Raw genomic sequence first — 26,473 nt, 5'->3', positions numbered from 1 at the left:
ACATTGCTTTCCGTGAAATCAGGACTTGTGAACGGGGGCAAAGGTTCCGTTTCGAAGGCTCATTTCAAGTTGCTCGAGAGACTGTCCTTTGGTTTCCGGCACGTAGCGCAGCACGAACAGGAATGCCGCTGCATTGACGAGGGCGAAAAGCCAGAACGTCATGTGCGCACCCAGCCCCTGAACCAGCGAGAGAGTCGTCAGGGAGATCAGAAGATCTGCTCCCCAATGGCTACCCGCGACAAGGCTCATACCTTTGCCACGGCAGGACAGCGGATAAACCTCAGCACCAACCAGCCAGACCGCAACCGACAGACTACCCGTGTTGCAGATCGTGTAACCCATGATCGCTATAACCGTGATCCATGCGCCAGCACCGCCCTTCATATGAAGAGCAAACATTGCACCGAGCACGATCAAGGAAATAACCGCACCAGGCAACAAACGCAGGATCAGTGTCCGGCGGCCCCAGTTATCGACAGCCCAACCACCAAAGATCGTCGCGCAAACCATTGCCAGACCGACAGCAACGGAAGTGAGAAGAGCAGATTCCTGTCCGAAGCCTGCATCCGCAAAGATCGTTGGAGCATAGTACAAACCGCGTTGATGCCGGTTAGCTGACAGAGCAGCGCAATACCAACAGACGCGATAAGCGCAGGGCGAACCCAAGGCTTGGCAAGTTCTGACCAAGGAGCCTGCTCATCATGGTTGTCTATGATGGCCTGAAGCTCATTCTGGGCAACTTCTTCCGAAGACCGCACCCGACGCAGAACAGCAAGAGCTTCGTCTGTGCGTCCTTTGAGCGCGAGCCACCGTGGGCTGTTAGGCAGAAAACCCATTCCGACAAAGAGAATCAGTGCCGGCAGCATGCCGATGCCAAACATGATCCGCCAGCTGCTGTCCCGGAGAAAATAGCCTGTCAGGAAGGAAATCGTGACACCCGAAACAATCGCAAGCTGGAAGCCAACAACCAGGCGTCCACGCCGGTTGGGTGGCGAAATTTCTGCAATGTAGATCGGGACAATCTGGGATGCCGCACCAATCGCAAGCCCCAGAATCAGACGCGACACAATGAGAACCGTAACCCCTTGAGCAGCCGATGCAAGCGCGGTGCCACCAAGAAACAAGGCGGCAGCAAGCATGACCGTCCGGCGGCGGCCAAACCGGTCTGAAATTCCGCCTGCACCAAGACAGCCAATCAGCGCACCGAGAATGATGGCGGACGTTACAATTTCGGACCCGATCGTATCGAGATGAAACTGCTCACGAATCTGTAGAAGTGCTGACGATATGATCCCGGTATCATACCCAAAAAGCAGACCACCCGTTGCAGAGATGGTGGCGATGAAGTTGGTCAGCGCTTCTCCGCTGAGCCGTCGTGAAACATCAAGGGACTGCGTCATTAGGGTCTTCTTCCGTCCGTGAGCAGGGTCATTCGGGGTGGGTGCTTCTTTAACGTTACAGCACCTAAAGGAACATCATAAAAGTGAGTATTTTCATATTTCGATGATATTTATGTTATTTATCACCTAGATGTGACATTCGATGATGCAAGTTTGTCACATCTGACCGCATTGCTGGCGGTTGAACTTTGTCTGTCACCACAGGGACAAAGCGAACATCAGGCTCGCTTTCCCAAGACTAGTCCGTTTTTAGGAAGAGACCACGATCACCATCCGGCGAGGAGCGGCGTGACAGGCCTGTTCTCCCGGAATATTGAAAACTCCCGTCAATAACGGAGTAATCAGACAACAGATGGATCAGAATCCATCCGCTCTACACATCATACGATCGATAAAAAATCTGTAGCTCTTTTGTGACTGAGAATAGTCACGATATCATGGAGAGAATTTTCTAAATTGGAAATATCAAGGATACTTCCGAGAGAAATTCTGGCGCGCTGTGGAAAGTCACCATCCACTGTGAACACGTTGCTCGGGACCAATGCGATACCACGATGGCGCGCATATGATACAAAATCCACGCTACTCCACCACTCAGGAAGCTTTAACCACACATGCGGACCATTGGGATCCATGCCGTGGCTATCCCCCAGAATGTTTCGGGCGATCGACTGCCTGAGTCGTAATTCCTGCTTAATAGACCCCAAAATCTCTTTGGACTGTCCCGTCTGCATCCAGCGCAATGTCAGTGCACTCAATAGTCCTGCGTTTGTGAGGGAAAACGCGCGAACGGCCACAGCAAAGCGTCTGGTCATTTCGGCGTTTGGCAGAGCCACATAAGCGGTTCGCAAGCCAGGGCTCAGAACCTTCGCCAAGGTAGAGATATAGATTACACGGCCATGGTCGAGGGCGGCCAATGCAGGGATGGGATTGTCGTGCAGCAAACTGTAAGGATCATCTTCCACGACATAGAGACGATTATCGTGGACAATCTTCAGGATGTCCTTACGGCGCTCCAGCGACATTGTTACGGTCGTCGGGTTCTGAATAGCGGGAATACAATAAAGCGCTTTTGGCTGATATTGTCGGCAGGCTATTTCCAGTTGTTCGGGTAAGAACCCATTTTCGTCGCCATCTACCCCGACAAGAATAATCCCGAGTTGATCAGCAACGGTCCGTATCCCTGAATAGGTAATACGATCCGTCAAAATAATGTCGCCCGGGCTAGCCAGAATACTCATGGCTGCCGCAAGAGCAGTCTGAGCGCCAGGTACAACCAGCACATCATCTGGACGTCTTGATCCAATAACGGGCTCAATCCACCTTACCGCATGCTGGCGCTCTTCCAGTGTCCCACCCGTTACGCGGTATGACATGAGATTGGAGATATTCTGCTTCTTCAAAAGAGCCGCAAGATCACTCTGCATAATGCGTTGAAGTGGGGGATTTTGAGGTATCGGCGGCAAATTCATCGTCATGTCAACAATGGCCGCTTTGGGAGATCGCCAATGGCTGACCTCGGCCCCCATCCTGACAAAAGTGCCGCGCCCTACTGTTGCATTAATCAGTCCACGGCGATGCGCTTCCCTGAATGCCCGCGTTACGGTTGTAAGGTTTGTCTCAAGGGCACTGGCTATTTCCCGCTGTGTAGGAAGCCGTTCACCACCGTGAATAATACCATTACGGATTGAGGCCGCCAAAGCCTCTACAATCGCGAGGTACATAGGCCCGTTATAAAGGCCTACGTATTCGTTCCATTTTTCTAATAATTTTTTGTTTTTCATCGATAAGACGCTTGATTATTTTCTAAGCGACTTCAGGATAAAACCGAAAAAGCGGTCCATCGCCGGACCAATAAAATATCCAACGAATATGGATGCAAATGCCAGAGGCCATGCAAGATATTCATACGGTGCAAACCAAGCCTGGCCTTGAATAATCGTTATGACGGTTATGGCAACCAAAACGAAACCCCAAAGCGAAGACGACATAAAGGGAGCGAAATACCGCCCGTAAATCCCATTTTCTTTTTCAGAAATCGCTTTCGATATACCAATATGATACAGAAAAATCATTGATGAGACAAAGCAACCGAACAATGCCATCCAGCTTGTGTGGAAGTGATTTTTATCGTCAATATATGTGTAGTAAAGAGCCAGCGCCACATAGGCATGCGCCAAGAATAGCCCCAGAACCATGCCAAAAAGCCGATGCTTCAAGACTGTCTCAGCTTCAACGTTTTTATTATTATAAACTTCGTTCTTATTAAATTGCTCAATCATGATTCTATTCTCTGTCCTGCAGCACGGTCCAAGGCGTCGAGGTCAGTATATCCTCTGTCCATGAGCCTCCACTCTTTGGCGCAGATTGTCTGCCCTTTAGCGCCAATATGCAAATTTCTGCAAACAGATAATGTCGTTGTAAATCAATACAAATGAAGACAATTCTGGAAAAATCTGTACCCTCGGGGCATACAATATTTCTATAGGTCGCCATCAAACATAAATTTTCGCATATCATATTGTTTTATAATGATTTTTTTATGTATGGAATTTAATATAAAAATATTATCTTCGTATCGAAATACGTTTCCTCCCAAACACCTCTAAATAAGAGGCATAAAAATTTTACAATTTTTTAAATCGTACATTTGAAAACTAAAAATGTATGTATCGAAAGCTTCTGAGTTCAAAATACTATGTGCTCACAGCGTCACACGAGTGCGCCTTAAAAATAAAATCTTTCGACATAATGACCTTGGCTTACTTTGTAACTCTGTGAAGGTTTTAAGAAAGGAGAAGATATTCCTTTCAAAAACGCATCCCGTTCCATTAGCAGGCAAAGCATTGATCCACGAACGGAAGAGATGCCTGTGTTTTCCATATCCAGGAATGACCTTTCCGCTTTTTGCCTCAGTGATACACGATGACGGAACTGGTTAAATCGCAGTCATGCTGGTCTCTTCTCTCATCCAAAATTCAGCGTCGGACAGGACGCAGAGATTCTGAAGATTTGTTGCAATCTGCATTTCTGAAGCTTCTGGAGCTCAAACCATCCAACATCCGTAATGTAGAAGCCTATCTTGTAAAAACAGCCCAAAATACAGCCTATGACAGTCATCGACGAGAACAGAATGGCCCCGTTGCCTATGTTGAAGACGACGATATAAGAGAACTTCCCTGCACAGGCCCCACGCCCGTTGAAACAGTCATGTCTCGACAACGCTTGGACATATTGGAAGGCGCCATAAAAGATCTCGACCCGCGGACACGAGAGATATTTCTACTTCATCGGCTCGAAGGCTTGTCTTACCCACAAATTGCAAAACGTTCCGGATGCTCAATTAGCAATGTGGAAAAACATATCAGCAAAGCTTTGGCCTTTCTGACAAAAAGACTTTTGGATTAAGATTTATGCCTACCCTTCATGAGACGGCAGCTTTCTGGTTTGCGCGTTTGAATGCTCCCGATTGTTCGGAGCAGGATCGCGAGCATTTTTCCGTATGGTATCACCAAAATACCGCCAACGCGCAGGCGTACGAGCTTGTTTCTTCTATTTGGCGTGCATCCGGAAAGGTCGCTTCGCACTCTGCGGAAACACCACTCACTATCGCCGCATATCGCTTCAGCCGCCGCAAAATGCTGGCTGGCGCTATAGCGATGGCTGTTGGCTCATTTGCTCTTCTTCCAGCCCCGGCAGAAGCGACGATACGAGCAACCAGAACTGGTCAACAAATTAGAGTGTCCGTTTCACCTGCAATGACAATTCTGCTGGATAGTGACAGCTCCGTTGCCATTCACAGCGAAAAAAACACTCTGGATCTGTTGTATGGACAGGTCGAAGTTAACCTCAAAAACTGTGAAGCCCGTAATACGATAAACCTTGATCAGTGGAATATTGGGCTAATTTCAGGAACGTTCAATCTGTCGAAGTCCTCCCTTAAAAACACCATTACGGTTTTAAACGGAGCAGCAGCTCTGGCACATCCGGATATGGCCGGATCGCAAATACTCAAGGTAGGCGAACGCGCTACGATTTTGCCTGATAATAGGTTGCTAATTGATCGTCCGTCTTTGGAAGATGTACTCGCCTGGCGGAGTGGGCGACTGGCATTTCGAGATACGCCGTTAAAGGAGGTTGCGGATGAAATGAACCGCTATTCGACCAGAAAGCTGGAGATCAGTCCTTCTGCTGCAAATCTGCGAATTTCAGGGTTCTATCATTTTGGGCAGAACGAGACCTTTGCGCGCCTGCTTGAAAATTTTCTGCCCATTCGCGCCAGCTTTGAAAAGACTATCACGATCGTTAAGCTTTAATGACAACGATCATTTTCCACTGAGGGGATACGCCTCCCATTCGTCAACGAAGCAGACACCCATTGCGGCTTTATGCTTCGGAGACTCACTCATGCTTCGCCTCAGACCGTCCTTCCGACAGGCCATGCTGGCCGCGACGATTTTCGCAAGCCTCCCAGACTCAGCTTTTTCAGCCACTCCCCCCTCGCTAGAACTGCATATTGGTTCGCAATCACTGTCCTCCGCCTTGGCAGAGCTTTCCCGTATCAGCCATCAGGATATCCTGTTTTCAGAGGCAGCACTGGGATCACGCACAGCTCCCGCATTAAACGGAAAGTACACGTTTGATGAGGCATTACAGCGGCTCACACAGAATAGCGGCCTGCTTGTTTCCCGAGATGTCAGCGGCGCCATCACCGTCAAAACAGGCGGAGCGTTACCAAAAAAAACTCCGCGCCCCGTAGCCGAAAAGTCTGCTCCCGTCCGTGAAGAGGCTATGGTCGTTCTTGGCACGGGGCAATCAAGACAAGTTCAGACACTCTCACGCAGTGAGTTGCACAAAGCCGCACCAGGGACCTCTCCCCTAGCCGTGCTTTCCGAGTTGCCTGGCGTCAACTTCCAGTCTTCCGACCCCCTCGGGGCTTACGAGTGGGCTCAGCAGATTACCGTTCGTGGTTTTTTTACCGATCAGCTCGGCTATACCCTGGACGGAATTCCACTCGGAAACATGCAGTACCGTAACAACAATGGCCTAGCCATTGGGCGCGCACTGGAGACCGAAAATAACGGTCCCGTCACCCTTGCCCAAGGTACCGGTGGCTTGGGCACGGCCTCAACCAGCAATCTTGGCGGCACGATCCAGTTCTCATCCATTGATCCAACAGATCATTATGGACTGGATGTTTCCGGAACCGTGGGAAGCTCGAACACGTGGCGTGGATTTGTGCGACTCAACAGTGGCATTTTACCGGGCGGAGGAAAATTCTACGCCAGCTATGATTATCAGTATGCAGACAAGTGGAAAGGCTGGGGACAACAAAAGCAGCAACAGCTCAATTTCAAATATATTCAGCCTCTGGGCGATGCAGTCAAAGCCACCACTTATCTGGATTTTGATGACCGTCGCGAGGACGATTATCTTGATCTTTCTACCAGCCTGATCAAGCGGTTTGGCTATAATCATGACGACATCAGCAACAACTATAAGCTGGCTGAACAGATTGCCCGTGCTTACCAGGCAGGACAAACTCTGCCCTCTCCATACACATCACCAGACGATACATATTATCGTGGGGGCGGTGTTCGTCAGGACATGGTGGGCTATGAAAAATTCGATTATCACCTACTCCCGCACCTGACAGGCTCTACGACAGTTTATGGCCATTATGATCGTGGACCGGGCACGTGGTCTGATCCGTACGATCCCACGCCTGCCAATCTTGGAGGGTCGCCGCTTTCTGTTTCGACAACAGAATATCGAATGCAACGTGAAGGCGTTCTGACCAGTCTCGCGTATCAGCGCTGGAACCATAAAATCGAAGCCGGCTTCTGGTTTGAAAACAATCTTTTCAGTCAGGCTGCAAAGCTCTACCCGCTTCAGGAAGGGGTAACCCCGTCAAATTTTCAGCGTTTTTATGAAAATCCGTTTGCCGTGCAGTGGCAATATACATTCCGCACGCATGTTTATCAGTTCCACCTGGAAGATAGCTGGTCAATTACACCTAAGCTTCGAGTAAATGCTGGCTTCAAATCTTTGGTGTCGAGCAGCTCTGTAACAACGGCCCAAAGCGCAAATCCGATTAATGCCTCCATTTCCGCATCCAATGGATTTCTGCCTCAGGTTGGCGTTCTGTATCGCTTTAATCGCCATCATGAAATCTTTGCAGATTTCGCACGCAACATGTCTGCCTATACGGCGTCAGCTTCAACCGGGCCGTTTTCAACGACACAGGCAGGATTTTCGTACATCCACAACAAGCTGAAACCTGAAACAACGAATACAGAAGAGCTCGGCTACCGTTTCCATAACGACAGCGTGCAGGCTTCTCTGACGGGCTATTACGTCGATTTCGAAAATAGACTTCTGGCCTCCTCCATGAGCTCTGTCATTGTGGGCAACCAGAATGTGCTTGAAAACGTCGGAAGCGTAACATCTCGCGGCGTAGAAGCCGCAGCAACCTGGCGCTTTTTCCGGAACTGGTCTCTCTATGGCGCCTGGTCCTATAACGACGCGCATTACAACGATAATATCAAAAGCTCTGATGGGTCCATTCTGCGCATTTCGGGCAAGCAGGTGGTGGCTGCCCCACGCAACATCGGAAATTTCAAGCTCGCTTATGACGACGGGACCATCTGGGGCCAGTTCGGTGGCCAATATATGAGCCGCCGTTTCTACACGTTCCTGAACGACTCTCCCCTTCCAGGGCGTGTCCTGTTCAACCTGTCAGCCGGTTATCGTTTCCATCGCCCGGGAATTCTCAAGGGGCTGGAAGCACAGGTCAACGTCGTGAACCTTTTCGACAAAGGATACATTTCCAGCATTGGCACCACCGGCTTCAAGAACAGTGATCCAACCGGGGCCTATCAGACGCTCCAGGCCGGTGCACCACGGCAGGTCTTTTTCACCCTGAGCAAACATTTCTTCTGATCAGCCAAGGAAAATTCTCATGCCATCACTATCACGTCGCGGCATTCTGGGAGCCGGAGGTGCCTTGCTGTCCACCACTCTGGTCAAGGGCGCTTTTGGACAAAGCACGCCAGCCATCTCGCACGAGCCTTTTTCATTCCTGTTCATAACGGACACGCATCTCCAGCCAGAACTGGATGCCATGAAAGGCTGCCAGATGGCCTTTCGGGCAGCCTCCAAAGAACAAGCAGATTTTGTCCTGCAGGGTGGAGATCACGTTTATGACGCAATGGAAGTTTCTCTTCCTCGCGCGCATAAGCTGCTTGATCTGTATGAAATGACTGAGCAGGAACTTGGTAAAAAGGTTTACCATACTGTCGGCAATCACGACTGTTTTGGGGTCTATGCCAAGAGCGGGGCTTCAACGCAGAATGCTGAATTCGGAAAGAATTTTTTCCGTAAGGCTTTTGGCGAAACCTATTATGCGTTTGAGCATAAAGGTGTTCATTTCATCGTTCTGGATTCCGTGACAATCACGCCAGATCGCGATTACGAGGGGCGCTTTGACGCACGGCAAGTAAGCTGGTTGAAAGCCTATCTTCAGAACGTCCCTGCAACAGCACCGATTATTATTTCGACGCATATTCCCATGGTGACCGCATTTTACACCTATGCTGACGAAAGCCCGTCTCTTTTCAAGCACCAGGCGCTGAGCACGGTGAATACACGAGAAATTCTCGCCCTACTTTCTGGACATAACGTTCTGGCTGTTTTTCAGGGCCATACTCACGTTCTGGAACAGGTGGAACATAACGGTATCCAGTTCATCACTGGCGGCGCTGTCAGCGGAAATTGGTGGCACGGAGTACATCTTGGAACCCCTGAGGGCTACATGATGGTTCATGTCGAGAACAATACCGTTCGCACGGAGTATAAAACTTACGGATTTCACACCGTCTCCCCTCAGAACACTGACTGACTCAAACTTAGCTTTAATTGGGGAATTATTTTCTGGCTGAGCCGCTTTCACTCTGATTTTGCAATCGATTTGAAAGCGGCTCAGCTCATTTTTCTCTTTACCCTGATACGATTCAAACAAAGCCATCTGGGCAACCTATTACTGCAACGATCCCAATGCCTTATCTTCGTAATGACCTTCAATGACGTGCGTCAGTTCATCCACGAGACAGATACGGGCACCTCGAAACCGGTAGAACGCAATAACCTTGATAAGGCTATGCTCGCCGGAATGACGTGTAGCGCGAGCGAAATGCACCGTAGCCGCGCTGTCACCGGCACAGATGAGATGTTGGATGCTAATATCCAGCTTTCGGAGACCGCTGCGTAAAGCCGTGGTATGGGTACGAAAATCATCGAGCGTCATCTCCTGTCCATCGACGAACTGTCGATAGTCCGTCGTCATGAAATTGGAGAGTCCACTGATGTCTGAGGTAAAATCCGTAAAAGTGGCGAACATCTGGCGGATTGTACGCTCGTGTTTTTCCAATGACATGAAGCCTCCATTAATTTTTCTGAATGTCACCAGGCATCATATTGGAGAAAAACATGGCGCTCTCTCGAAAATAGGTCATATTTCGACTCATGTGCGCCAAAATATCTTCCCCCGTACCAAGGACGCTTTCCACAAATACTGACACCCCGTGGCTGTCTGCAGGACAAATCAGCCAACCTCAGCGACGTGTAACCGACCTTCATATCCATAAAACCGGCCAGATTATTCTGATGGAACACGGGATTATGCTCGTCAAAACTGAAGGGGCTTACTGGCTGATCGGCCCGGGACAATTTCTCTGGGTCCCACCGAAGACAAATCACGATGCTCGCTCTCATGGAGCAATTTCTGGATGGAGCCTGTATGTCAGGGAAGATAGGTGCGCATCCCTTCCGGTCAGGCCTTTTGTCGCAGATAGTACGCGCTTGATAATGGCTCAAGCCGAGCGCCTGACATCTGTCATTGCTGATGAAAAATGGGATGACCGTACAACGCGCCTGGCTGAAAGCTTTTGGGATGAACTGCTTTCCATCCCCTGCAGTTCCGTCACATTGCCTGCCCCAAAAGACGTCAGGCTAAAGCTGGTCACCGAAGCTCTGAGCAGTGATCCGGCTGATGTGCGAGAACAGCAGGACTGGGCAAAGTTTGCCGGGATGTCCTTGCGCTCTTTCGTGCGCCATTTTACCGCTGATACGGGAATGTCATTTTCAGTCTGGCGCCAGAAGCTCCGCATTCTCAGCGCGCAGGAGAAACTGGCGCGTGGCGAGAGGGTCACCTGCGTAGCTGCCGCGGTAGGCTATGAGAGTCTGGGTGCTTTCGCTGCGGCGTTTAAGAAAAGCACCGGATACTCACCAAGCGACTACACGAAACGGGTCACCAGAAAGATTTAAAACCTTGACGCCCTTGTTCAGGAAAGGGCGTCAAGGTGTCGAACCTGCCTGCCGTGATCAGAAGTCTACTTTCAGGCGACCACCAACCATGCGTGGCGTTCCTGGAACGCCGAAAATACCATTCAAACCCGTGTCCCGTGTTACGTCGTAATGGCGGTTAAGCAGATTGTTTGCATAGGCCGAGACGGACCATTTTCCGCTCTTAGGTGCGAACGTCAGACCAGCGTCCAGCAGGAAATAAGCTGGCAGCCGGTAAAGGTTATTTCCAGGAATATTTAACTGGGATCCGCGGTAACTGTAATCGACATAGGGCGTCAGCCCCCATGCCTCACCGAGCTTCACCTTGTAGGACGCAGAGCCCTCAAGCGTCAGCTTCGGAATTCCCATATCGACGTTATTGAAATTCTTGTACTGCGCGCTCAGCACGCCCGTCTTGATGTACGCGAGAGCGACTGCTGTTGAGTCGATAGCGTTGAAATCCTTATAGTTCCCGCGCTCGTATCCGATATGTTGGTGCAGAACCAACCCCGGGATCGGGTTGGCATCAATCTCCATCTCCACGCCCCAGATACGGCTCTTGGGAATGTTGACGTACTGGCCGACCACGCCATAACGCGGGATAACGGCCAAACCGATCATCTGCTGATTATGATAATCGTACCAGAATGCATCACCATTGATACGAAGCTTGTGATGAAGATAATCGGACTTGAAGCCAACTTCATACGCCAGAAGGGATTCCGGTTTTGTTGGATTAAGCTGCGATTCAACAACCGTATTGTTGGCTGTAAACCCGCCCGGCTTGAACCCTTTCCGAATTGACCCATAAAACATCAGATTATTGAACGCCTGATATTCAATGCCACCCATTCCGGAAAACTGATTGGTCAGAGCACCATGTCGGCCATACCGGTTGTCAAAAGGCGTTGGATACGCCGGAGTGTTATACCGCATAGTCCGCATATTATAGAGCGTACGGTCATCGGATTCATGCGTCAGGCCCGCCTGAAGATGCAGCCGCTTGGTAAGGGCAAAGCGCAAATGGCCATACTGACTGAACGCCTGCTGATCCTGATTATAGCTGGTCCGCTGCACATAAGGCCGGGACCCGGACTGGGAATAATCATTAAAAATGGAAGAACGCATTTGCGTGCGGTCATAATACATCCCCACCGTCCACTGAAGGCGTGACTGCGGGTTGCGCGATGCTAACTTGACCTCTTGCGAGAACATATTGGCGTTCGTGTTGACGTCCACGTCATAGATCGCATAGCGCGTGCCATCCAGATCCATGAGATTATGAACATACATCTGCTGGAATGCGCTAATGGTTGTCAGGTTCGCAAATCCTAGGTTCCGCGTGATATTAACGCCTGCCCCCCAGAAGGTGTTGTTATAAGATGGTTTTGTCTGTCCCTCATTACCTGACAACTTAAGAAATTCCGGGCGAAAGCCCCACGAGGTATCCCTGTTATTGCTGTAAGCTGGCGTATTTCTCGATAGATCCTGAATATTATAAACGCCGGTAGCCTGGGAATTATCCTGCATCCAGTTCCCACTAAAAACGATGTTCGTCTTATCGTCAGGCTGCCAGGCAACCTTTGCGCGCAAACCGCCTTTGTTGGCATTTCCCAAAGTCTGGCCTGTGTTGATGTTCTTCTGAAAGCCTCCCCCCTGCTGAGTAAAACCAGCAATCCGGTATTGCACGTTGGAGGTGATGGGGCCGGAAACATAGAGGTTGGTAATGCTGCGATTATAAGTCGCAATATCTTCCGACGCACCATAGTGAAGCGCCTTCGTCGGGTCCGCCGTTTGAACGTTGATCTCACCAGCCGTCACGGTTTGTCCGTGCGTGTAACCGGATGGCCCGTTGCTGACATCCACACCCGCCATATCAAACATCGCAGCGCCTGCCATATATCCAATAGGCAAAGCTACGCCGTCCACATAGGTCATGACGGATGGCGTATTGTTAGAGGTAAAATCGTTTAGCCCCACACCACGCAATGTAAAATTGACACTTGAACTCGCGCCTTGAGGCTGCACTGTGAGATTGGGCGCAAGGTTCATCAGACCTTTAACGTCGGTCACCTGATGCCTTGCAAGATCCGCAGCATCGATATGAGTGACTGAAATGCCCTGCTTCTGTCTCGCCGCCTGCCCAAACACGTTTCTCGTCTGCCGAACCATAATCGTCTCAGGTTGCGAAGATTGCATGGCCTTGCGATTATGCTGAACGGGAGACAACACAGGCTTTTGTACAGTTGCCCCAGCTTTGGGGTGAGACGCATGTTTGTGAACTGCGCCCTTTGTGATTGGGGCAGCGACAGATGTTTCCGTAAAGACGGAAAGCGTCATGGCAAGAGCGGTGCCGCACAAAAGAAAATAATTGTTATATCGGAACATTTCAGGTCTCCCCGGAATATCTCCGGTTATGAAGGTGGCGTGTTTCATGCATTCGCATGAGCGAATTTGGTGAAGAGGGACGCGTGGAGGCAGACGTGACTTACACGCCGTAATCTCCAGTAATCGCCTCCAGAGAACGGTTTTTGGTGGACGGTCCGAACAGGAGGATGCTGAGCGCGCCACCGAACAAAATGACGGCTGTCAGACCAAACACTCCTGCGAAGCCTACTTTGGGATATGCAGCACCAATCAAGAGCGGGGCAGCAATCGCTCCTACTCGACCAAGTGCCGATGCTGTTCCCATGCCCGTCGCGCGGAGAGACGTTGGGAAAATCTCCGGAGTGTAGGCGTAAACCCCGGCATATGTTCCATTCATGAAGAAGGAGAGCAGAAGGCCGAATACGAGAACTGCGGTCGAAGAACTCGCCATCCCCAGACCAAGAGCGCTAACCATCGCGGCAGCTAGATAACCCACAATGGTCGCTTTTCGTCCCCACGCTTCATTGAAATAAACAGCACTGAAATACCCGGGGATTTGCGCTACGTAGATTGCGATTGAAAAACCGAAACTATGCGCAATGGTAAAACCCCGAGCGATCAGGAGCGTAGGCAGCCAGGAAAAGAACGCATAATAGCTGAACGTAATGGACATCCAGAGAAGCCAGCTCATGACGGTGACCTTGCGCAGGCGTGCCGACAAAAGCTGCGTGAATTGCTTGGACATACGCGTGCATGGTGATGATGGCGCGCCTTCTGCCTCATAAGCCACCGATGGGCGCCCTAGTTCTCTTTCGATGCCACTGAGAACAGCATGAGCTTCCTGTCCACGCCCGACGATCTGAAGCCAGCGGGGAGATTCTGGCAGAGATCTGCGCCACCAAAGGAGCAAAATCACCGGACAGGCTGTCAGAGCCAACGCCCAACGCCACCCGTCCGCTGATCCCGGGATCAGGGCATATCCCAGCAGAGCCGCAGCAACGAAACCAAACGAGAAGAAGCCGGCCAGAGCACCAGTAAAGGCTCCGCGATAACGGCGCGGCACAAACTCTGAAAGATATGGAGCGATAATGGCGGATTCAGCGCCAGTCCCAAGACCCGCGATCATCCGTGTCAGAATAAAGCTGTGCCAGTTTGTACAGAAGGCCGAAGCCAAAGATCCCAGACAATAGCAGGCCAAAGCCCACATCATGACAGATCGGCGGCCCCATCTGTCTGCAATCAAACCGGCACACAGCGCACCAATGAAATATCCCAAAAACGCGGAGCTGCCCAATAACCCCAGCTGTGACAGGGACAGGCCCCATAAATGCTGAATAGCGGGCATAACGAATGCCAGAATGGCTCCATCAAGCCCGTCAAAGCAGTACCCTGCTCCTCCCACCAGAAGGAGCTTGTAATGAAAGCGGGAAAAAGGAAGCTGCTCCAGCCGTTCTGAAATAGTCATCGATAGCGTTCCCGACACAAGGGAGAATGAAAAAACAAACTTCGTCAGGAAAAATCAGCGTGTGCCTCAGGCCTAACGAACGATGAGATTTTCTTTTTCATCGGGATATTTTGTGAGTATTTCGTATCCGGATTCAGTGATCAGAACTGTATCCGAATGCCGGTATCCACCCTGCCCTTTGATATAAATTCCCGGCTCAACACTGAAAATCATACCCGGCTGAATGACGTTATCTTCACCCAACGCAAGGAACGGAGCTTCATGACTGGTAACGCCGAAACTATGGCCAGTTCGGTGCAGCGGCGTTTCATAACCCGCGCGATGCGCAATAGCCTGGCAGGCCGCATCAATTTCGGAACCAATCGCACCCGGCTTGAGCATACCGTACGCGGTATGGCGCATTTCCATCATGGTATCGAAAGGGCGTTTCGCGTCTTCGGGGATATGATCCAGAAAGAATGTTCGCTCGATTTCAGCGCCATATCCGTTAATGCGCCCCGCAATAAGCCCCATGAACGGGCCTCCTGATTCACAAGGTGCGGTCAGGCATGAAAAATTATGCGGATCGTCTGTAAAGGCAGGTGGCTGGATGAGACCGGCAGCCTTGCTGGACATGACATTATAAGCCGGTGCTTCCGTCAGGCAGCGGTGGTAAAAATAGGGTGTCACGTCTGAAATGGCCTGAGCCACCATCACACCTGGCTTGACCTTGCCCATCATCATGGCAAGAGCCTTGGTCATCACGTCACTTGTCCACGCGATACGTGAAATCTCATGGGCAGACTTAATCTGCCGGACGTCATCGACGATATTCAGGATCTGGCACCGAGGTCCGATCGCTGCCTGCAAATAAGCCGGACAGGCAGCCTCAATACCAATTGTGCCCTGCGCTGGCAGAATGCTCGCCAGACGATCAGACCATCGCGCTCCAGCAGGGGCTGGAAATTCGGCATACTCCGCAAGTGTCAGGGCACCGACCTTGTGCCGCTCCACATGCGGGATCTCAAGCCTGGGAACAATGAACGTCGCGTCAGAGGCAGTCAGAACCAGTACAAATGGACGCTCATGAACGAAATTAGCGAAATTTGTCAGGTAATAGATGTTGTCAGGATCAAAAGAGACATACGCCGCATGGCCGGCTGCCTCCATTTTTTCCCGGACCTTCTTATGGCGTTCGGCCATTTCGGCGGGAGAAACCTGCAAAGCAGTAAGAGGCGGCATTGTCATGTCTGACCCTGTTGTGCTGGAGGGAGGTCTCTCAACGCTCCCATTCAAATTCTTATAAAAGCAATACAACCTACTTGTTTGTTGCGCGTCAAGATAAATTATTTGCGTATCGGAATGATTCGACCCCGTCCGTGCGGGACGTTCCCAGCCCTCTCAATCAGGGAGTTTTCAAGGCAATCCGAAGGAATTCTTCACGGGCAAATCTGCGCCAGACTTCAAAGGAGCGATAGAGATCCTCCAGCGGAATGCCTCGTGCCGTTTCAACTGCTAACCCACGCAAAAGCGCAGCATTCAGAAGTCGCAGATCAATAAACTCCTGACTGGGCGCCACACCCCGCTTTCCGGACAACCACCGCGTCATGAACTGGTCAATGCGGGCGAGAACCGGAGCCGTCACTTCTTCCAGATCCGGATCGCTTCGCCTTGCCAGCTCTATTTCCACCGTCGCAATAAATTCCGGCCCTGCGGTCACGAGTGCCCACATCGTATCCAGCATGGCATCAACACGCTGCTCAGGTGTTTCCTTGTTGCTGATGGCCTGCCTGTAGAGGCGCGCGCGCTTAAGAGCATAATGACGCAGGACCGTGGCCATAATCAGTGATTTTGTGGGGAAGTGGTGCTGCAACGCCCCAAGACTGACACCCGCCGCCTTTGCGATGCGCTGTATTGTTGTCGCGGCATAGCCCTGCGTCTGAAGTAGATTGACGGCCGCTTGCACAACCTTGGCACGCGTCGAGGCGCTACGATCAGCCTGCGTACGCCGCCGCACGGGGACGGAAGAAACACTCATGAGATTACAGACAGGCCCCTGATACCAAAATCAACGATAGGAAATTCTCTTACAGTGAAGCTCCCGCTTCCGGAAATTCCTCTTCAATTCCATTCGCCAACGCTTCTTCCAATCAACACTCTCTTAGGGTTGCTGTTCTAAGCAAAGAGCTCGGGACATGAAGTTATCGAGATCATTAGTCTCTCCACATCTCAAATGAGCCTCTCAGATTTGCCGGAAAGGAGGCATTTCCAGAAAAGAGTATGCTACCGAAGGCCATCCATGATTTGAAAATATCAGGCCGCTTTTCTGGCCTATCACCATCTCACATTCGGAATCCAATATGAAAATTCCGATTAACGCCGCCCTCTAGAATGAATTTTTCTCAAAAATTATTTCTCCTGAAAAGATCAGGACTTTTTAGAAACTCAGTGTTTTCTTTTTGATTTTTCGGCCGTGGAAAATCGTGAAAATCAATATTTCCATTTTACAAAAACCACCTGAAATCATACCATTAGTTTGCTTAAAACAAACCGCTCGCATTCAGCGTCGACGAAGAAGCATAGGACTCACATGACAACGACAGTCAGTTCAGGAAGCTCCACGACCGTTAGCGGTACAACACAAAGCGGTTTCGTTGTCCGTGGTGGCGGCACACTGAATGTCTCAGGTGGCGGGAAAGCCAGCAGCATCGCTGTTTCTTCGGGCGGCGTTGTCAATGTCAAAAGTGGAAGCGCCTCTGGCATCGTACTGAGTTCTGGCGGCGCGAAATATGCTGCCAATGGCGCTCGGCTCTACACCTATTCCGGCGCGACAGTCACAGGTGTCACGGTTTTTTCCGGTGCTGAAATCAATAACCGAGGCGGTGTGCTCAGTAACGTCACCGTTTCCTCTGGTGGCTTTGCCCAGGAATTCGGCAACAGCTACGGCCCATCCAAGGACTATTATACGACTGTTGCCAATGGCGGAGAATTCTCCGTGCAGGCTGGGGCGTCGTCCATTAGCGCCACGGTGTCTTCCGGTGGAATTTATACAGTTCATTCAGGCGCCATTATCAGCGGCCTGGACATTACCTCTGGCTCTCTGCTGACATTTGCAGACTTCAAGGCTGGCTCCAGCATGTCAGCCAGTGTCAGTGGCTCGACCTTGAATGTTTATTCAGCAGGTAAGCTTGTACAGTCCGTGGGCCTAGATACGACTGCCTATGATGGTCATAAGTTCGACGTCTCAGCGTCTTCGGGTCAGTACGATAGCGGCGGCATCCGGGTTACGGTCTGCTATCTGTCCAACACCATGATTTTAACGCCCGATGGTGAAAAGGCCGTTGAAACTTTGCAGATTGGCGATCTGGTCATGGTCAAACGGAATGGCAAACTTCAGCCAGAGCCAATCCGCTGGGTGGGCCGTCGTTTTGTGGACGTCAAAGCCAGTGCAGACCCGGACAAATGGCCCGTCTGCATCAAGGCCAACGCACTCGCCAACAACGTCCCACACAAGGACCTTCGTATTACCTCGGAGCACTGCCTGCATCTGAATGATCTGATGGTTCCGGCGCGGATGCTGGTCAATGGTCGTTCCATCACGACAGATACGTCCGAGAGCTTTTTCGAAATCTTCCATGTGGAACTCGAAACACACGGCGTTCTTATCGCCGATGGAGCAGAAGCTGAAAGCTATCTGGACACGGGAAACCGCACTTCGTTCGAACAGACCGGAGATGTTGTTCGCCTGAACAATCAGACATGGGTGTCTGATGCTGCGGCGCCGCTCGGTGTAAACCGCGAGCAGGTCGAACCGCTTTACACTGCGCTCCTGGAACGTGCGACCACGCTGGATATCGGCGACGCATCGCCTCCCGTAGAACAAACTGATGACCATGATTTGCATTTGGTCACGACGGACAACACCGTGATTTATCCATCACGGACAATGCAGGGATCGGTTCTGTTCCAGATCCAGCCGGGCGTCACATCGGTTCGTCTGGTTTCAAGAAGCAGCCGCCCAGCAGATGTTATTGGTCCATTTGTTGATGACCGTCGCAATCTCGGCGTTCTGGTTGGGCAAATCAAACTCTGGGACAGCACCATTTGCCATTCCATCACGTCCCATCTTTCTGCATCCGAGGATACGGGCTGGTACGCTGAAACCAACGGTGAAGCCCGTTGGACGAATGGCAATGCTCTGGTGTCTCTGGGGAACCGGAATGCTGATGCGATCGGGATGCTGGAAGTTCAGGTTCTGAACGCAGGGCCATATCTTCTTGAGAGCAAGGAAGATTCAGCGCTCCAGCTTTCTTTCGGCTAAGCCGTTATAAAGGGGTCAGGAGCTTTTGGAGAGAAAGCTCCTGACCTTTCACGTTCGCCAGGTAAGGAGTTCTCAAGAAAAGGCCTCCCCTGACGCGTTTCTCTGAGAAAGCGTCCGGTTTTCCCTTACTCCCCCAGAGAAACTGTGCGTTTTTGCTCACCTTCAAGAAGCTGAGTCTGCAGTTCCTTTCCCACCACACCGACACAAAGCGCGAGAGAAAGAGCCCCCGCATCAGGGTGACCCTTGCTTCTTTCACCATGGGTTCTAGCGCGCCCCATGCGAGGGAGAAGATCTTTCGTAGCCTCGGCAGCGGCTTGTGAGGCATTGGCGGCCTTAGACCACGCAACGGGCAGAGCCGCACCACCTGAAAGCTCCTGCTCAAGCATTTCCACAAATGGCACGAGAGCATCAATGAGGGTTTTGTCCCCAGGCTTTGCTTTCCCAAGAGACATGATGCGCTCCATTGCCTGCCTTGCTCCCTGAGCAAGCTGCGTTGAAGAGGGAAGCGCATTGTCGTCCAGCGCCAGACTGAACGCTCTCAGGCCCTCGCCCCACAAAGCGCCAGACGTTCCGCCCGCACGATCCGCCCAGGCGTCTGCCGCCGCTGAAAGAGTGGTTGCAGGCCCAGCCCCTGAAGTCGCGGCTCTAGCGGCCGCGGCCTTGGCAGCAGCCGAACCGCGGGCCATTCCCTGACCATGATCTCCATCTCCTGCCACCGCATCGATATGACCCAGCTCAGTTTCTGCCGCTGCAAGAGCCTCGGCCAAGGTGATCATAACTCCCGAGACGCACTGACCACCTCGCCGCCCTTCTGCTGTGGACGATTTCATGTATGTCACGCTGGTCTCGGCCGGGGCGTCTTCGAAGGTTGTATCTACTTCTTCAATCAGACCATGGCGCAACGCGGCCGTATCAACCGGAGCACACCAGAGGCGCTCCAGTTCGTCATCAAGCCAGGTCAAGGTCAGTGAACAGCCTGCCATATCAAGGCTGGTGACATATTCTCCAACCAGAGGGGCCACAGCCGTCAGGCCTGCTTTTTCCAACAGGGGTGCCAGTGCTTCCCATAGAACAAACAGTTCCTCCTGTTTCGTGCTTCCCAACCCGTTGAGAGTCAGAGCCACACGCCGGGATGCCCCGGCAGGCAGTTCATTTAGGACTTTTTCCAGCAGGATCTGTGCCAGGACCTGCGGTGTCGGAATACTCTCTTCCCCGATCCCCGGCTCCCCATGCACACCAAGCCCAAGCGCCATACGGGCATTCGGAACGTGAAACAGCTTGTCTGCTTCGCCCGGCAGTGTGCAGCCATCGAAAGCAACGCCGAATGTTCGTGTCTGACGGTTTACGCGATGACCAATCTGTTCGACAGCGTCCAGATCCAGCCCTTCTTCCGCAGCAGCACCCACAATCTTGAAAATTGTCAGATCACCCGCAATACCGCGCCGACGTTCCCTCTCGTTTTCTGTCGCGCTGGCCACGTCATCCATGGTTGCAAGAATGCGAACGTCATATCCCTCTGCCCGCAGCCTGTCGGCGGCGATACCGAAGTTCAGAACATCTCCAGCATAATTGCCAAAGCCCAGAAGAATGCCTCCTCCGAGATCAGCCTGACGCACGACGCTTTGAATGGCCTGCGTTGACGGAGACGCGAAGATATCTCCAGCAATGGCAGCGTCTGCAAAACCAGTTCCCACATATCCGATGAATGCCGGATAGTGCCCTGATCCTCCCCCGACGACGACAGCCACCTTACCTTTTGAACCCGGTTTGGCGCGCACAACACCACCCCGGACCATTTTGACAAGGTCTCGATGCACCATGCTGTATCCATGCAGGGCCGAGGCTGCGAATTCGGAAGCATCGCCACAGATCTTGGTCATGTGAGTCTCTCCTTCATCAGGATGAAAAGCTGCTGACGGTCAGGACGCGTCGCGGTTGAGATAATGACGGGCGAGGGAGTCCAGAGAGATGGCGAGCACAACGATGCCGCCGCTCACAACGGACTGCCAGTACGGCGAGATACCAAAGAGGACGATGATGTCTTCAATGATCCCGATGATCACGGCCCCCAGAACAGCGCCAACCGGGCTTCCCAGGCCACCCGTTGTTGCAACGCCCCCAATGACGGCTGCCGCAATCGGAGACAGAACCCATGTGTCACCAATGGATGGCTGTGCTGTTCCAAGACGCGCGACCATGAGAATGCCAGCCAGAGCAGACAGGAAACCAGCAAGAGCAAACGCGCCCATACGAATGGCATTAACGCGAATACCGAGCATTCTTGCAGCCTGCGGGTTGCTCCCGATGGCGTAAATGTAACGCCCGACAGGCGTACGCATCATGACGAATGCAACAACCGTCAGACAGACCAGTAGCACCAGAAATGGAACCGGCACGCCGAGGACAAGACCTCTACCAAGGAAGCTGATTTCATGCGGCACTCCGGTAATGGCGACGCCGCGTGTCGCCACCAGATTGGCACCGCCATAAACGCCCGCCATACCGATGGTCAGCACCAGAGAATGCAGACGAAGCTGAGTAATCAGCAGGCCATTCAATAAGCCACATCCCGCTCCCATCAACAGGCACAAAGCCAGCGAGAGCCAGGGATTCAAACCGACCTGCACCATCAACATTCCGCCAACGACGCCAGCGAGGCCACCAATCGCACCAACGGACAGGTCAAGCTCGCCAAGGATCATCAAGACGGCCTGTCCGATGGTGACCAAGCCGATGAACGCAAGCGCACGCGCGATGATGATCATGTTGAATGATGTCAGGAAGTGCGGCGACAACAGACACGAAATCCCGAAAATCAGGATCATCGCACCAATGACGCCACCCAGCGGATTGGCGACCATTCTGGCTATAAGCGCACGAATGGAGGACACCTTTGGAGGCGTGGGAGTTGCTCCAGGGAGCGTGGTTTCAAGCGACATGACGGGTCTCCGTGGCGCCGATGATCGCGCCCACAAGCGTATTGACGTCAGTGGTAGCCTGGTCGAAGGACCCGGTGGTCCGACCGCCATACATGGTGATGATCCGCGTTGCGCAACGCTGCAATTCAGTCATTTCAGAAGAGACGAGGATAATACCGACACCCTCTTCCGCGAGCTGTTGCATGATGCGGTAGATCTGGAATTTCGTGCCGATATCGATACCCTTTGTGGGCTCATCGAAAATCAAAATGCGAGGACGACGCGCCATGGCACGGCCGATAATGGCTTTCTGCTGGTTTCCACCCGACAGGAAGACAATTTTCTTGCCTACAGAAGATGTTCGCACATCAAATTTCTGGATCGTTTCAGAAACAATTGATTTCTCTTTACCAGAAGAAATGATGCCACCGCGCTTCATCTTTTCGAGCACGGAAAGACTGATATTTTCACGCACGCTCAGAAGCGGAAAAATACCGTGGTGTTTTCGTTCTTCGGAAAGATAGACCATGCCCATAGCCACAGCCCGATCTGTTCTGCCGCGAGGTATTTCTTTACCGTTAAACATGCATCGTCCGGATTTTGCGGAATGATAACCGAACATGGTCTGCATCACTTCCGAGCGACCAGCCCCCACCAGCCCCGCAAAACCAAGAATTTCGCCACGACGGAGCTGAAAAGAGACATCTGAAAAGCCCGGTCCCGTCAGGCCTTCCACACTCAGAAGAATATCAGAATCATCAATGTCACCCCGCGGCTGGAATTTCTCTTCAAGCTGAACAGAACTGCCAGACATCAGACGGATAAGCTGATCTTCCGTCATGCCATCCATCGGGTACGTCCCAACACTGCGACCATTGCGCAGAACGGTCACGGTGTCTCCCAGACTGAAAATTTCTTCCATTTTGTGCGAGACAAAAACAATTGCACAGCCACTGTCCCGCAACGTGGTGATGATGCGGAAAAGATGTTCCGTCTCGTTCGCCGTGAGGGAAGATGTCGGTTCATCCAGGATCAAAACCTTGAACTCATCCCGGCAGGCCGCACGCGCAATCTGAAGCAGTTGCTGATCTGATACGCTGATGCGACTGACGGTCTGTCCCGGTCGGGCATGAATCCCAAAGCGCTCGATAAAACGGGATGCCTCCGCTTCCATGGCCTTCCGGGAAATCGTCAGATGACCAAATCCCGAACGATGAAACGGCATGAACATGTTTTCAGCAACCGTCATGGACGGAAACAGATTCAGTTCCTGCGGTACGTAAGCAATACGGGAGAAAAGGCTATGATCCGCCAGAGCATCCTGCCCCTCGATCAGGACCGTTCCTTCGTCAGGTGTGACAAGACCTGTCAGGGTCTTGATCAGCGTTGATTTACCCGCACCATTTTCTCCGGCCAGGATATGGATTTTGCCCGGCTCCAGCGTCAGATCGACGTGATCGAGCGCGACCACACCGGGATAGCTTTTACGGACAGCTTCAACCTGGAGAACCGCCATGATCGTTACTCCTGCCTCAGAGCCAGACTCAGAGGTTTTTCTTGGTGATGACGTCGATGCCCGTATCGATGTATTTGGGTGTTTTCTGTCCCATCGCGCTCTGCCATGCAGAGACGACAGCCCAGTAACCCTGCATCTCCGGGCGGCTGGACGCAGTTGATTCCGCAACACCATCCCGAATAAGCTGAAGCATATCGTTCAGGTTATCGAGGCCGACTTCCTGGACTTTGCCTGCCTTCCCGCTTTCCCGGATGGCCTGCCCGATGCCCACAGGACCAGATGCATCACAGGCAACCCATCCCACGAGATTGGGGTGCGCCTGCATGATGGCAGAGGCCTGTTTCTGACCTGTCTCGATGCTATCGTTATCAATTCCGGTCGCGACAACTTTGATATCCGGGTATTTTGCAAAGACCTTCTTTTCACACTCTGCACGTAAGGTATGGTTGGGCGCTGTTGGCACACCCATCATGATGGCCACTTCACCTTTTTTGCCAATCAGTGTGGCAAGCCGTTCGGCCGCAATCGTTCCCTGCTCGCAGAAATCGGCGCCTACTGCCGTGATATTCATACCCTCCGGAGGGAGAGAGTCGAAAACGGTCATGGGAATTTTCTGCTCGATGGCTTCATCCATCGTCGCGCGATTTCCCTTCTCATCCAGCAGATCGAGAATAAGTCCGTCAGGGTGCGTAGCAATTGCTCTTTCAATGATGTCATTCTGGGAAGAGACGTCAGCTGTTTGCGGCGCACGGTATTCGATTTCGATCTTTTGTCCCGTGGTTTTGGTGATCATGTCTGCTGCGGCACGAGCACCCGTATTGAGCTTGTCAAACCACGGATGGACAACTTTCGGAATCAGAACAAAGCGCAGCGGCGTGCTGGTGTCAGCGGCCTGTGCAGCAAGTGGCGTTACAGCCAGAACAGCACCAAGGAAAAGAGCTTTTTTCATGTTCGTCGTCTTTCCAGATAACCCGTTCCGGCATCAGATCGGAAACAGGTGAAGTATTTTCAGAAGTTGGATGTTTGCAGATGATGCTCGGAATATTTCCGGCTCAATTCTTCAATGCCCGCAACGTTGCCTGCGGACGGCCCAGACGGGTCAAAGCTATGCGCCAACCAGGCATCCACAATGCTTTTGGCCAGCTCCGGCCCGATGACACGTGCCCCCATGGTGATGATTTGGGCATCGTTTGAAAGGGCAGCACGTTCTGCAGAATAGGTGTCGTGCGTTAGCGCGGCCCGAATTCCCGGAATTTTATTGGCGGAAATACAAACGCCAATTCCCGTTCCGCAGCACAGGATTCCCCGATCGAAATCCCCGTGCGTGATCGCGAGACCGACCCGCTCACTAAGCTCCGAATAGAGCTCAGGATGATCATCTTCAGGATGGGACATATCAACAACCGTATGCGGTGTTGTGGCGCGAAGATGTGCAGCAATGAGACCTGCAAGACCTTCTCCGGCCCGATCGCCTCCAATCGCAATACGCATGATTTTTCTCCGTCTTTATGGGTTACGTTCAGGGGAGGTGCTTAATCCGCTCGCCCTGACGGTGGAGATTTCCGCAATTTTCAGATTGATCCCCGCATTGCGGAGCGTGTCCTCCAGGTCTTTTTCGAGACCTGAATCCGTGATCACCACATCGAATTCCGTTAAATCGGAAAAACGATTGAGCGTGATGACACCAAATTTCGTACTGTCCACGAGCAGGATTTTGCGATCGGAAATATTCATCAAGGCCTGCTTGGCTTTGATGATATCCTGCTCCTGATGATACGCCGTCATTCCGCGAATTGCTGCGACGGACAGGAACAGCGTATTGACGCGCAGCGATGCCGCGGCCTGCTCACACAGTGTTCCGAAGAACGCGTCAAAATCCATGTTATAGCGACCGCCAAGCAGCAGAAGATTCACATTGGGCTTGCTGGTGAACAGGTTCGCGGTACCCATGCTGTTCGTGACAACTGTAAGAGAGGCACTGTCAGTCAGACGCTCAGCCAGAACGCGGGATGTTGTTGAATCATCCAGTGCAATGATTTCACCTTCTTCAACAAGGGCCGCCGCCACAGCCGCGATAGCCTGCTTGGCCTCCATCGCACGATGGCTCCGCTGGGAAATACTGCCCTCTGAAAATGCTTTTGGAGGCGTAGTCACCCCCCCATGCACACGACGTAAAACTCCGCGTTCCGAAAGGACCTGAAGATCCCGGTGAATGGTCATGCGGCTGGTGACAAAACGTCCGGCCAACTCGTCAATTTGTGCGCCACCACGATCCCGGACATAGTCCAAAATGTTCTGACGGCGCGCAGAGGCAGAGCGCGTTTCAAAGGTTGCCTGGGGCATCATGCGATGACCCCCTCAGCCAACGCCTGAAAATGCTCCACATTCCAGGCAGCCCGCCCAACGAACACTCCATTCACATGAGGCAGAGCGACATAGCCAGCCGCATTGTCCTGCGTGACACTTCCGCCATAGAGAAGCTTGATCGCAGACCCTGCACTGGATCCGGCAATGTTAATCAGGACCTTACGCAGATAATTATGCGTTCTCTCAACAAAAGCCGCATCTGCAGGGCGCCCTGACGCACCAATTGCCCAGACAGGTTCATATGCAATGAGAACCTGTGGAACATCGTCTTCAGACACCCCGTGAAGGGCGACCTTCAATTGGCGTGCCAAAGTTTCGTTTGTTACGCTATAAGAATATTCATCAGCTGTATCACCGATACAGACGAGTGGCCTCAATCCATGCCGTAGAGCCGCATGAACCTTGAGATTAACGGTGTGATCCGTTTCTCCGAAATAGGTCCGGCGTTCTGAATGACCAATTTCCACCAGTTCCGCACCACATTCCGAAATCATGGTCGGTGAAATTTCTCCGGTCCACGCGCCCTCGTCCTGCCAGTGCATGTTCTGTGCACCTACTGCCACACGGCTTCCTGAGAGCCTGTCACAGACATCCTTTAGAGACGTAAATGGTGGGATGACGAACGGCTGGATAGCTGCCGGGAAAGACATCCGTGCAAGCTCGTTCGCGGCCGCGACAGATGCCGCAGGCCCCTTGTTCATCTTCCAGCTTGTACCAACCCAGATAGCGTCACGCTCCATCGTCCATCTCCGATTCGAGCACCCGATTCGTAACAACTATACTGTTATAAATAACTTC

At 52.0% G+C, this 26,473-nt stretch carries 20 protein-coding genes and 1 pseudogene; 6 read left to right on the top strand and 15 right to left on the bottom strand.

The genetic code is table 11. From position 1 onward, the window contains the following. Window positions 1-18: 18 nt before the first annotated feature. The 3 genes and pseudogenes from GCE01_RS05115 to GCE01_RS05105 all read right to left on the bottom strand — a co-directional run bounded on the left by GCE01_RS05115 (window position 19) and on the right by GCE01_RS05105 (window position 3,682). A pseudogene (locus GCE01_RS05115) lies at window positions 19-1,400 on the bottom strand (sugar porter family MFS transporter). Window positions 1,401-1,780: 380 nt separating this feature from the next. Continuing rightward, window positions 1,781-3,184: an aminotransferase-like domain-containing protein gene (locus tag GCE01_RS05110; RefSeq protein ID WP_099211448.1), complete on the bottom strand. Its 1,404-nt coding sequence runs from the start codon at window positions 3,182-3,184 to the stop codon at window positions 1,781-1,783. A 15-nt stretch (window positions 3,185-3,199) separates the two neighbouring features. Next, window positions 3,200-3,682 (bottom strand): hypothetical protein, encoded by a 483-nt coding sequence (locus tag GCE01_RS05105; RefSeq protein WP_099211446.1) that lies wholly within the window; start codon window positions 3,680-3,682, stop codon window positions 3,200-3,202. A gap of 643 nt (window positions 3,683-4,325) precedes the next feature. On the opposite strand from GCE01_RS05105, the gene GCE01_RS05100 reads away from it, so the two are divergent. The 4 genes from GCE01_RS05100 (at window position 4,326) to GCE01_RS05085 (ending at window position 9,300) form a co-directional block, all read left to right on the top strand. Then, window positions 4,326-4,808 carry an RNA polymerase sigma factor gene (locus GCE01_RS05100; protein WP_099211444.1) on the top strand — a complete coding sequence of 161 codons (483 nt, stop codon included), beginning with the start codon at window positions 4,326-4,328 and terminating at the stop codon, window positions 4,806-4,808. Between the two features lie 5 nt (window positions 4,809-4,813). Then, entirely contained in the window at window positions 4,814-5,716 is a 903-nt protein-coding gene (locus tag GCE01_RS05095; RefSeq protein ID WP_099211442.1) for a FecR family protein, read from the top strand. Window positions 5,717-5,807: 91 nt separating this feature from the next. Continuing rightward, on the top strand, window positions 5,808-8,342 hold the full coding sequence (locus GCE01_RS05090; RefSeq protein ID WP_099211440.1) for a TonB-dependent receptor domain-containing protein: 2,535 nt from the start codon (window positions 5,808-5,810) through the stop codon (window positions 8,340-8,342). 19 nt (window positions 8,343-8,361) lie between these two features. Next, a complete protein-coding gene (locus GCE01_RS05085) occupies window positions 8,362-9,300 on the top strand; it encodes a metallophosphoesterase family protein (RefSeq protein WP_099211438.1) in 939 nt (312 codons plus the stop codon). Between the two features lie 138 nt (window positions 9,301-9,438). Here GCE01_RS05085 and GCE01_RS05080 read toward each other — a convergent pair whose 3' ends face one another. Further along, window positions 9,439-9,834, bottom strand: a complete 396-nt coding sequence (locus tag GCE01_RS05080; protein WP_099211436.1) for a nuclear transport factor 2 family protein — start codon at window positions 9,832-9,834, stop codon at window positions 9,439-9,441. Between the two features lie 89 nt (window positions 9,835-9,923). On the opposite strand from GCE01_RS05080, the gene GCE01_RS05075 reads away from it, so the two are divergent. Then, window positions 9,924-10,724: a helix-turn-helix domain-containing protein gene (locus tag GCE01_RS05075; protein ID WP_099211434.1), complete on the top strand. Its 801-nt coding sequence runs from the start codon at window positions 9,924-9,926 to the stop codon at window positions 10,722-10,724. A 57-nt stretch (window positions 10,725-10,781) separates the two neighbouring features. On the opposite strand, the gene GCE01_RS05070 is transcribed toward GCE01_RS05075, so the two are convergent. From GCE01_RS05070 to GCE01_RS05055, 4 genes are all read right to left on the bottom strand, one after another. Beyond that, window positions 10,782-13,130 (bottom strand): TonB-dependent receptor, encoded by a 2,349-nt coding sequence (locus GCE01_RS05070; protein ID WP_174694791.1) that lies wholly within the window; start codon window positions 13,128-13,130, stop codon window positions 10,782-10,784. A 100-nt stretch (window positions 13,131-13,230) separates the two neighbouring features. Next, the gene (locus tag GCE01_RS05065) at window positions 13,231-14,574 is read right to left on the bottom strand and encodes an MFS transporter (RefSeq protein WP_099211430.1); all 1,344 of its coding nucleotides are present in this window, start codon (window positions 14,572-14,574) and stop codon (window positions 13,231-13,233) included. Between the two features lie 72 nt (window positions 14,575-14,646). Further along, window positions 14,647-15,801, bottom strand: coding sequence for a M24 family metallopeptidase (locus GCE01_RS05060; protein WP_099211428.1), 1,155 nt, complete (start codon window positions 15,799-15,801; stop codon window positions 14,647-14,649). Window positions 15,802-15,958: 157 nt separating this feature from the next. Further along, window positions 15,959-16,591, bottom strand: coding sequence for a TetR/AcrR family transcriptional regulator (locus tag GCE01_RS05055; protein WP_046900504.1), 633 nt, complete (start codon window positions 16,589-16,591; stop codon window positions 15,959-15,961). 552 nt (window positions 16,592-17,143) lie between these two features. Between GCE01_RS05055 and GCE01_RS05050 the strand changes: the two genes are divergently transcribed. After that, window positions 17,144-18,874: a Hint domain-containing protein gene (locus GCE01_RS05050; RefSeq protein WP_099211426.1), complete on the top strand. Its 1,731-nt coding sequence runs from the start codon at window positions 17,144-17,146 to the stop codon at window positions 18,872-18,874. Window positions 18,875-18,999: 125 nt separating this feature from the next. Here GCE01_RS05050 and GCE01_RS05045 read toward each other — a convergent pair whose 3' ends face one another. The 7 genes from GCE01_RS05045 to GCE01_RS05015 are packed head-to-tail and all read right to left on the bottom strand — an operon-like array spanning window position 19,000 to window position 26,415. Next, complete coding sequence (locus GCE01_RS05045; RefSeq protein ID WP_099211424.1) at window positions 19,000-20,754, bottom strand: dihydroxyacetone kinase family protein; 1,755 nt, start codon at window positions 20,752-20,754, stop codon at window positions 19,000-19,002. A gap of 39 nt (window positions 20,755-20,793) precedes the next feature. Continuing rightward, complete coding sequence (locus GCE01_RS05040; protein WP_099211422.1) at window positions 20,794-21,813, bottom strand: ABC transporter permease; 1,020 nt, start codon at window positions 21,811-21,813, stop codon at window positions 20,794-20,796. Further along, window positions 21,803-23,308 (bottom strand): sugar ABC transporter ATP-binding protein, encoded by a 1,506-nt coding sequence (locus GCE01_RS05035; protein ID WP_099211420.1) that lies wholly within the window; start codon window positions 23,306-23,308, stop codon window positions 21,803-21,805. Before GCE01_RS05035 ends, GCE01_RS05040 begins: the two co-directional genes overlap by 11 nt. A gap of 28 nt (window positions 23,309-23,336) precedes the next feature. Continuing rightward, the gene (locus GCE01_RS05030) at window positions 23,337-24,257 is read right to left on the bottom strand and encodes a substrate-binding domain-containing protein (protein WP_099211418.1); all 921 of its coding nucleotides are present in this window, start codon (window positions 24,255-24,257) and stop codon (window positions 23,337-23,339) included. A gap of 59 nt (window positions 24,258-24,316) precedes the next feature. After that, entirely contained in the window at window positions 24,317-24,799 is a 483-nt protein-coding gene (locus tag GCE01_RS05025) for an RpiB/LacA/LacB family sugar-phosphate isomerase (protein ID WP_099211416.1), read from the bottom strand. 15 nt (window positions 24,800-24,814) lie between these two features. Beyond that, window positions 24,815-25,654, bottom strand: coding sequence for a DeoR/GlpR family DNA-binding transcription regulator (locus tag GCE01_RS05020; RefSeq protein ID WP_099211414.1), 840 nt, complete (start codon window positions 25,652-25,654; stop codon window positions 24,815-24,817). After that, on the bottom strand, window positions 25,651-26,415 hold the full coding sequence (locus tag GCE01_RS05015; protein ID WP_099211412.1) for a triose-phosphate isomerase: 765 nt from the start codon (window positions 26,413-26,415) through the stop codon (window positions 25,651-25,653). Before GCE01_RS05015 ends, GCE01_RS05020 begins: the two co-directional genes overlap by 4 nt. Window positions 26,416-26,473 lie beyond the last annotated feature (58 nt).

The sequence above is a fragment of the Gluconobacter cerinus genome (genome assembly GCF_002723935.1).
In the GTDB taxonomy this organism is placed as follows: Bacteria; Pseudomonadota; Alphaproteobacteria; order Acetobacterales; family Acetobacteraceae; genus Gluconobacter; species Gluconobacter cerinus.
Note: the sequence above shows the minus strand (reverse complement) of the source record. Positions and strands in the feature narration are given on the sequence as shown.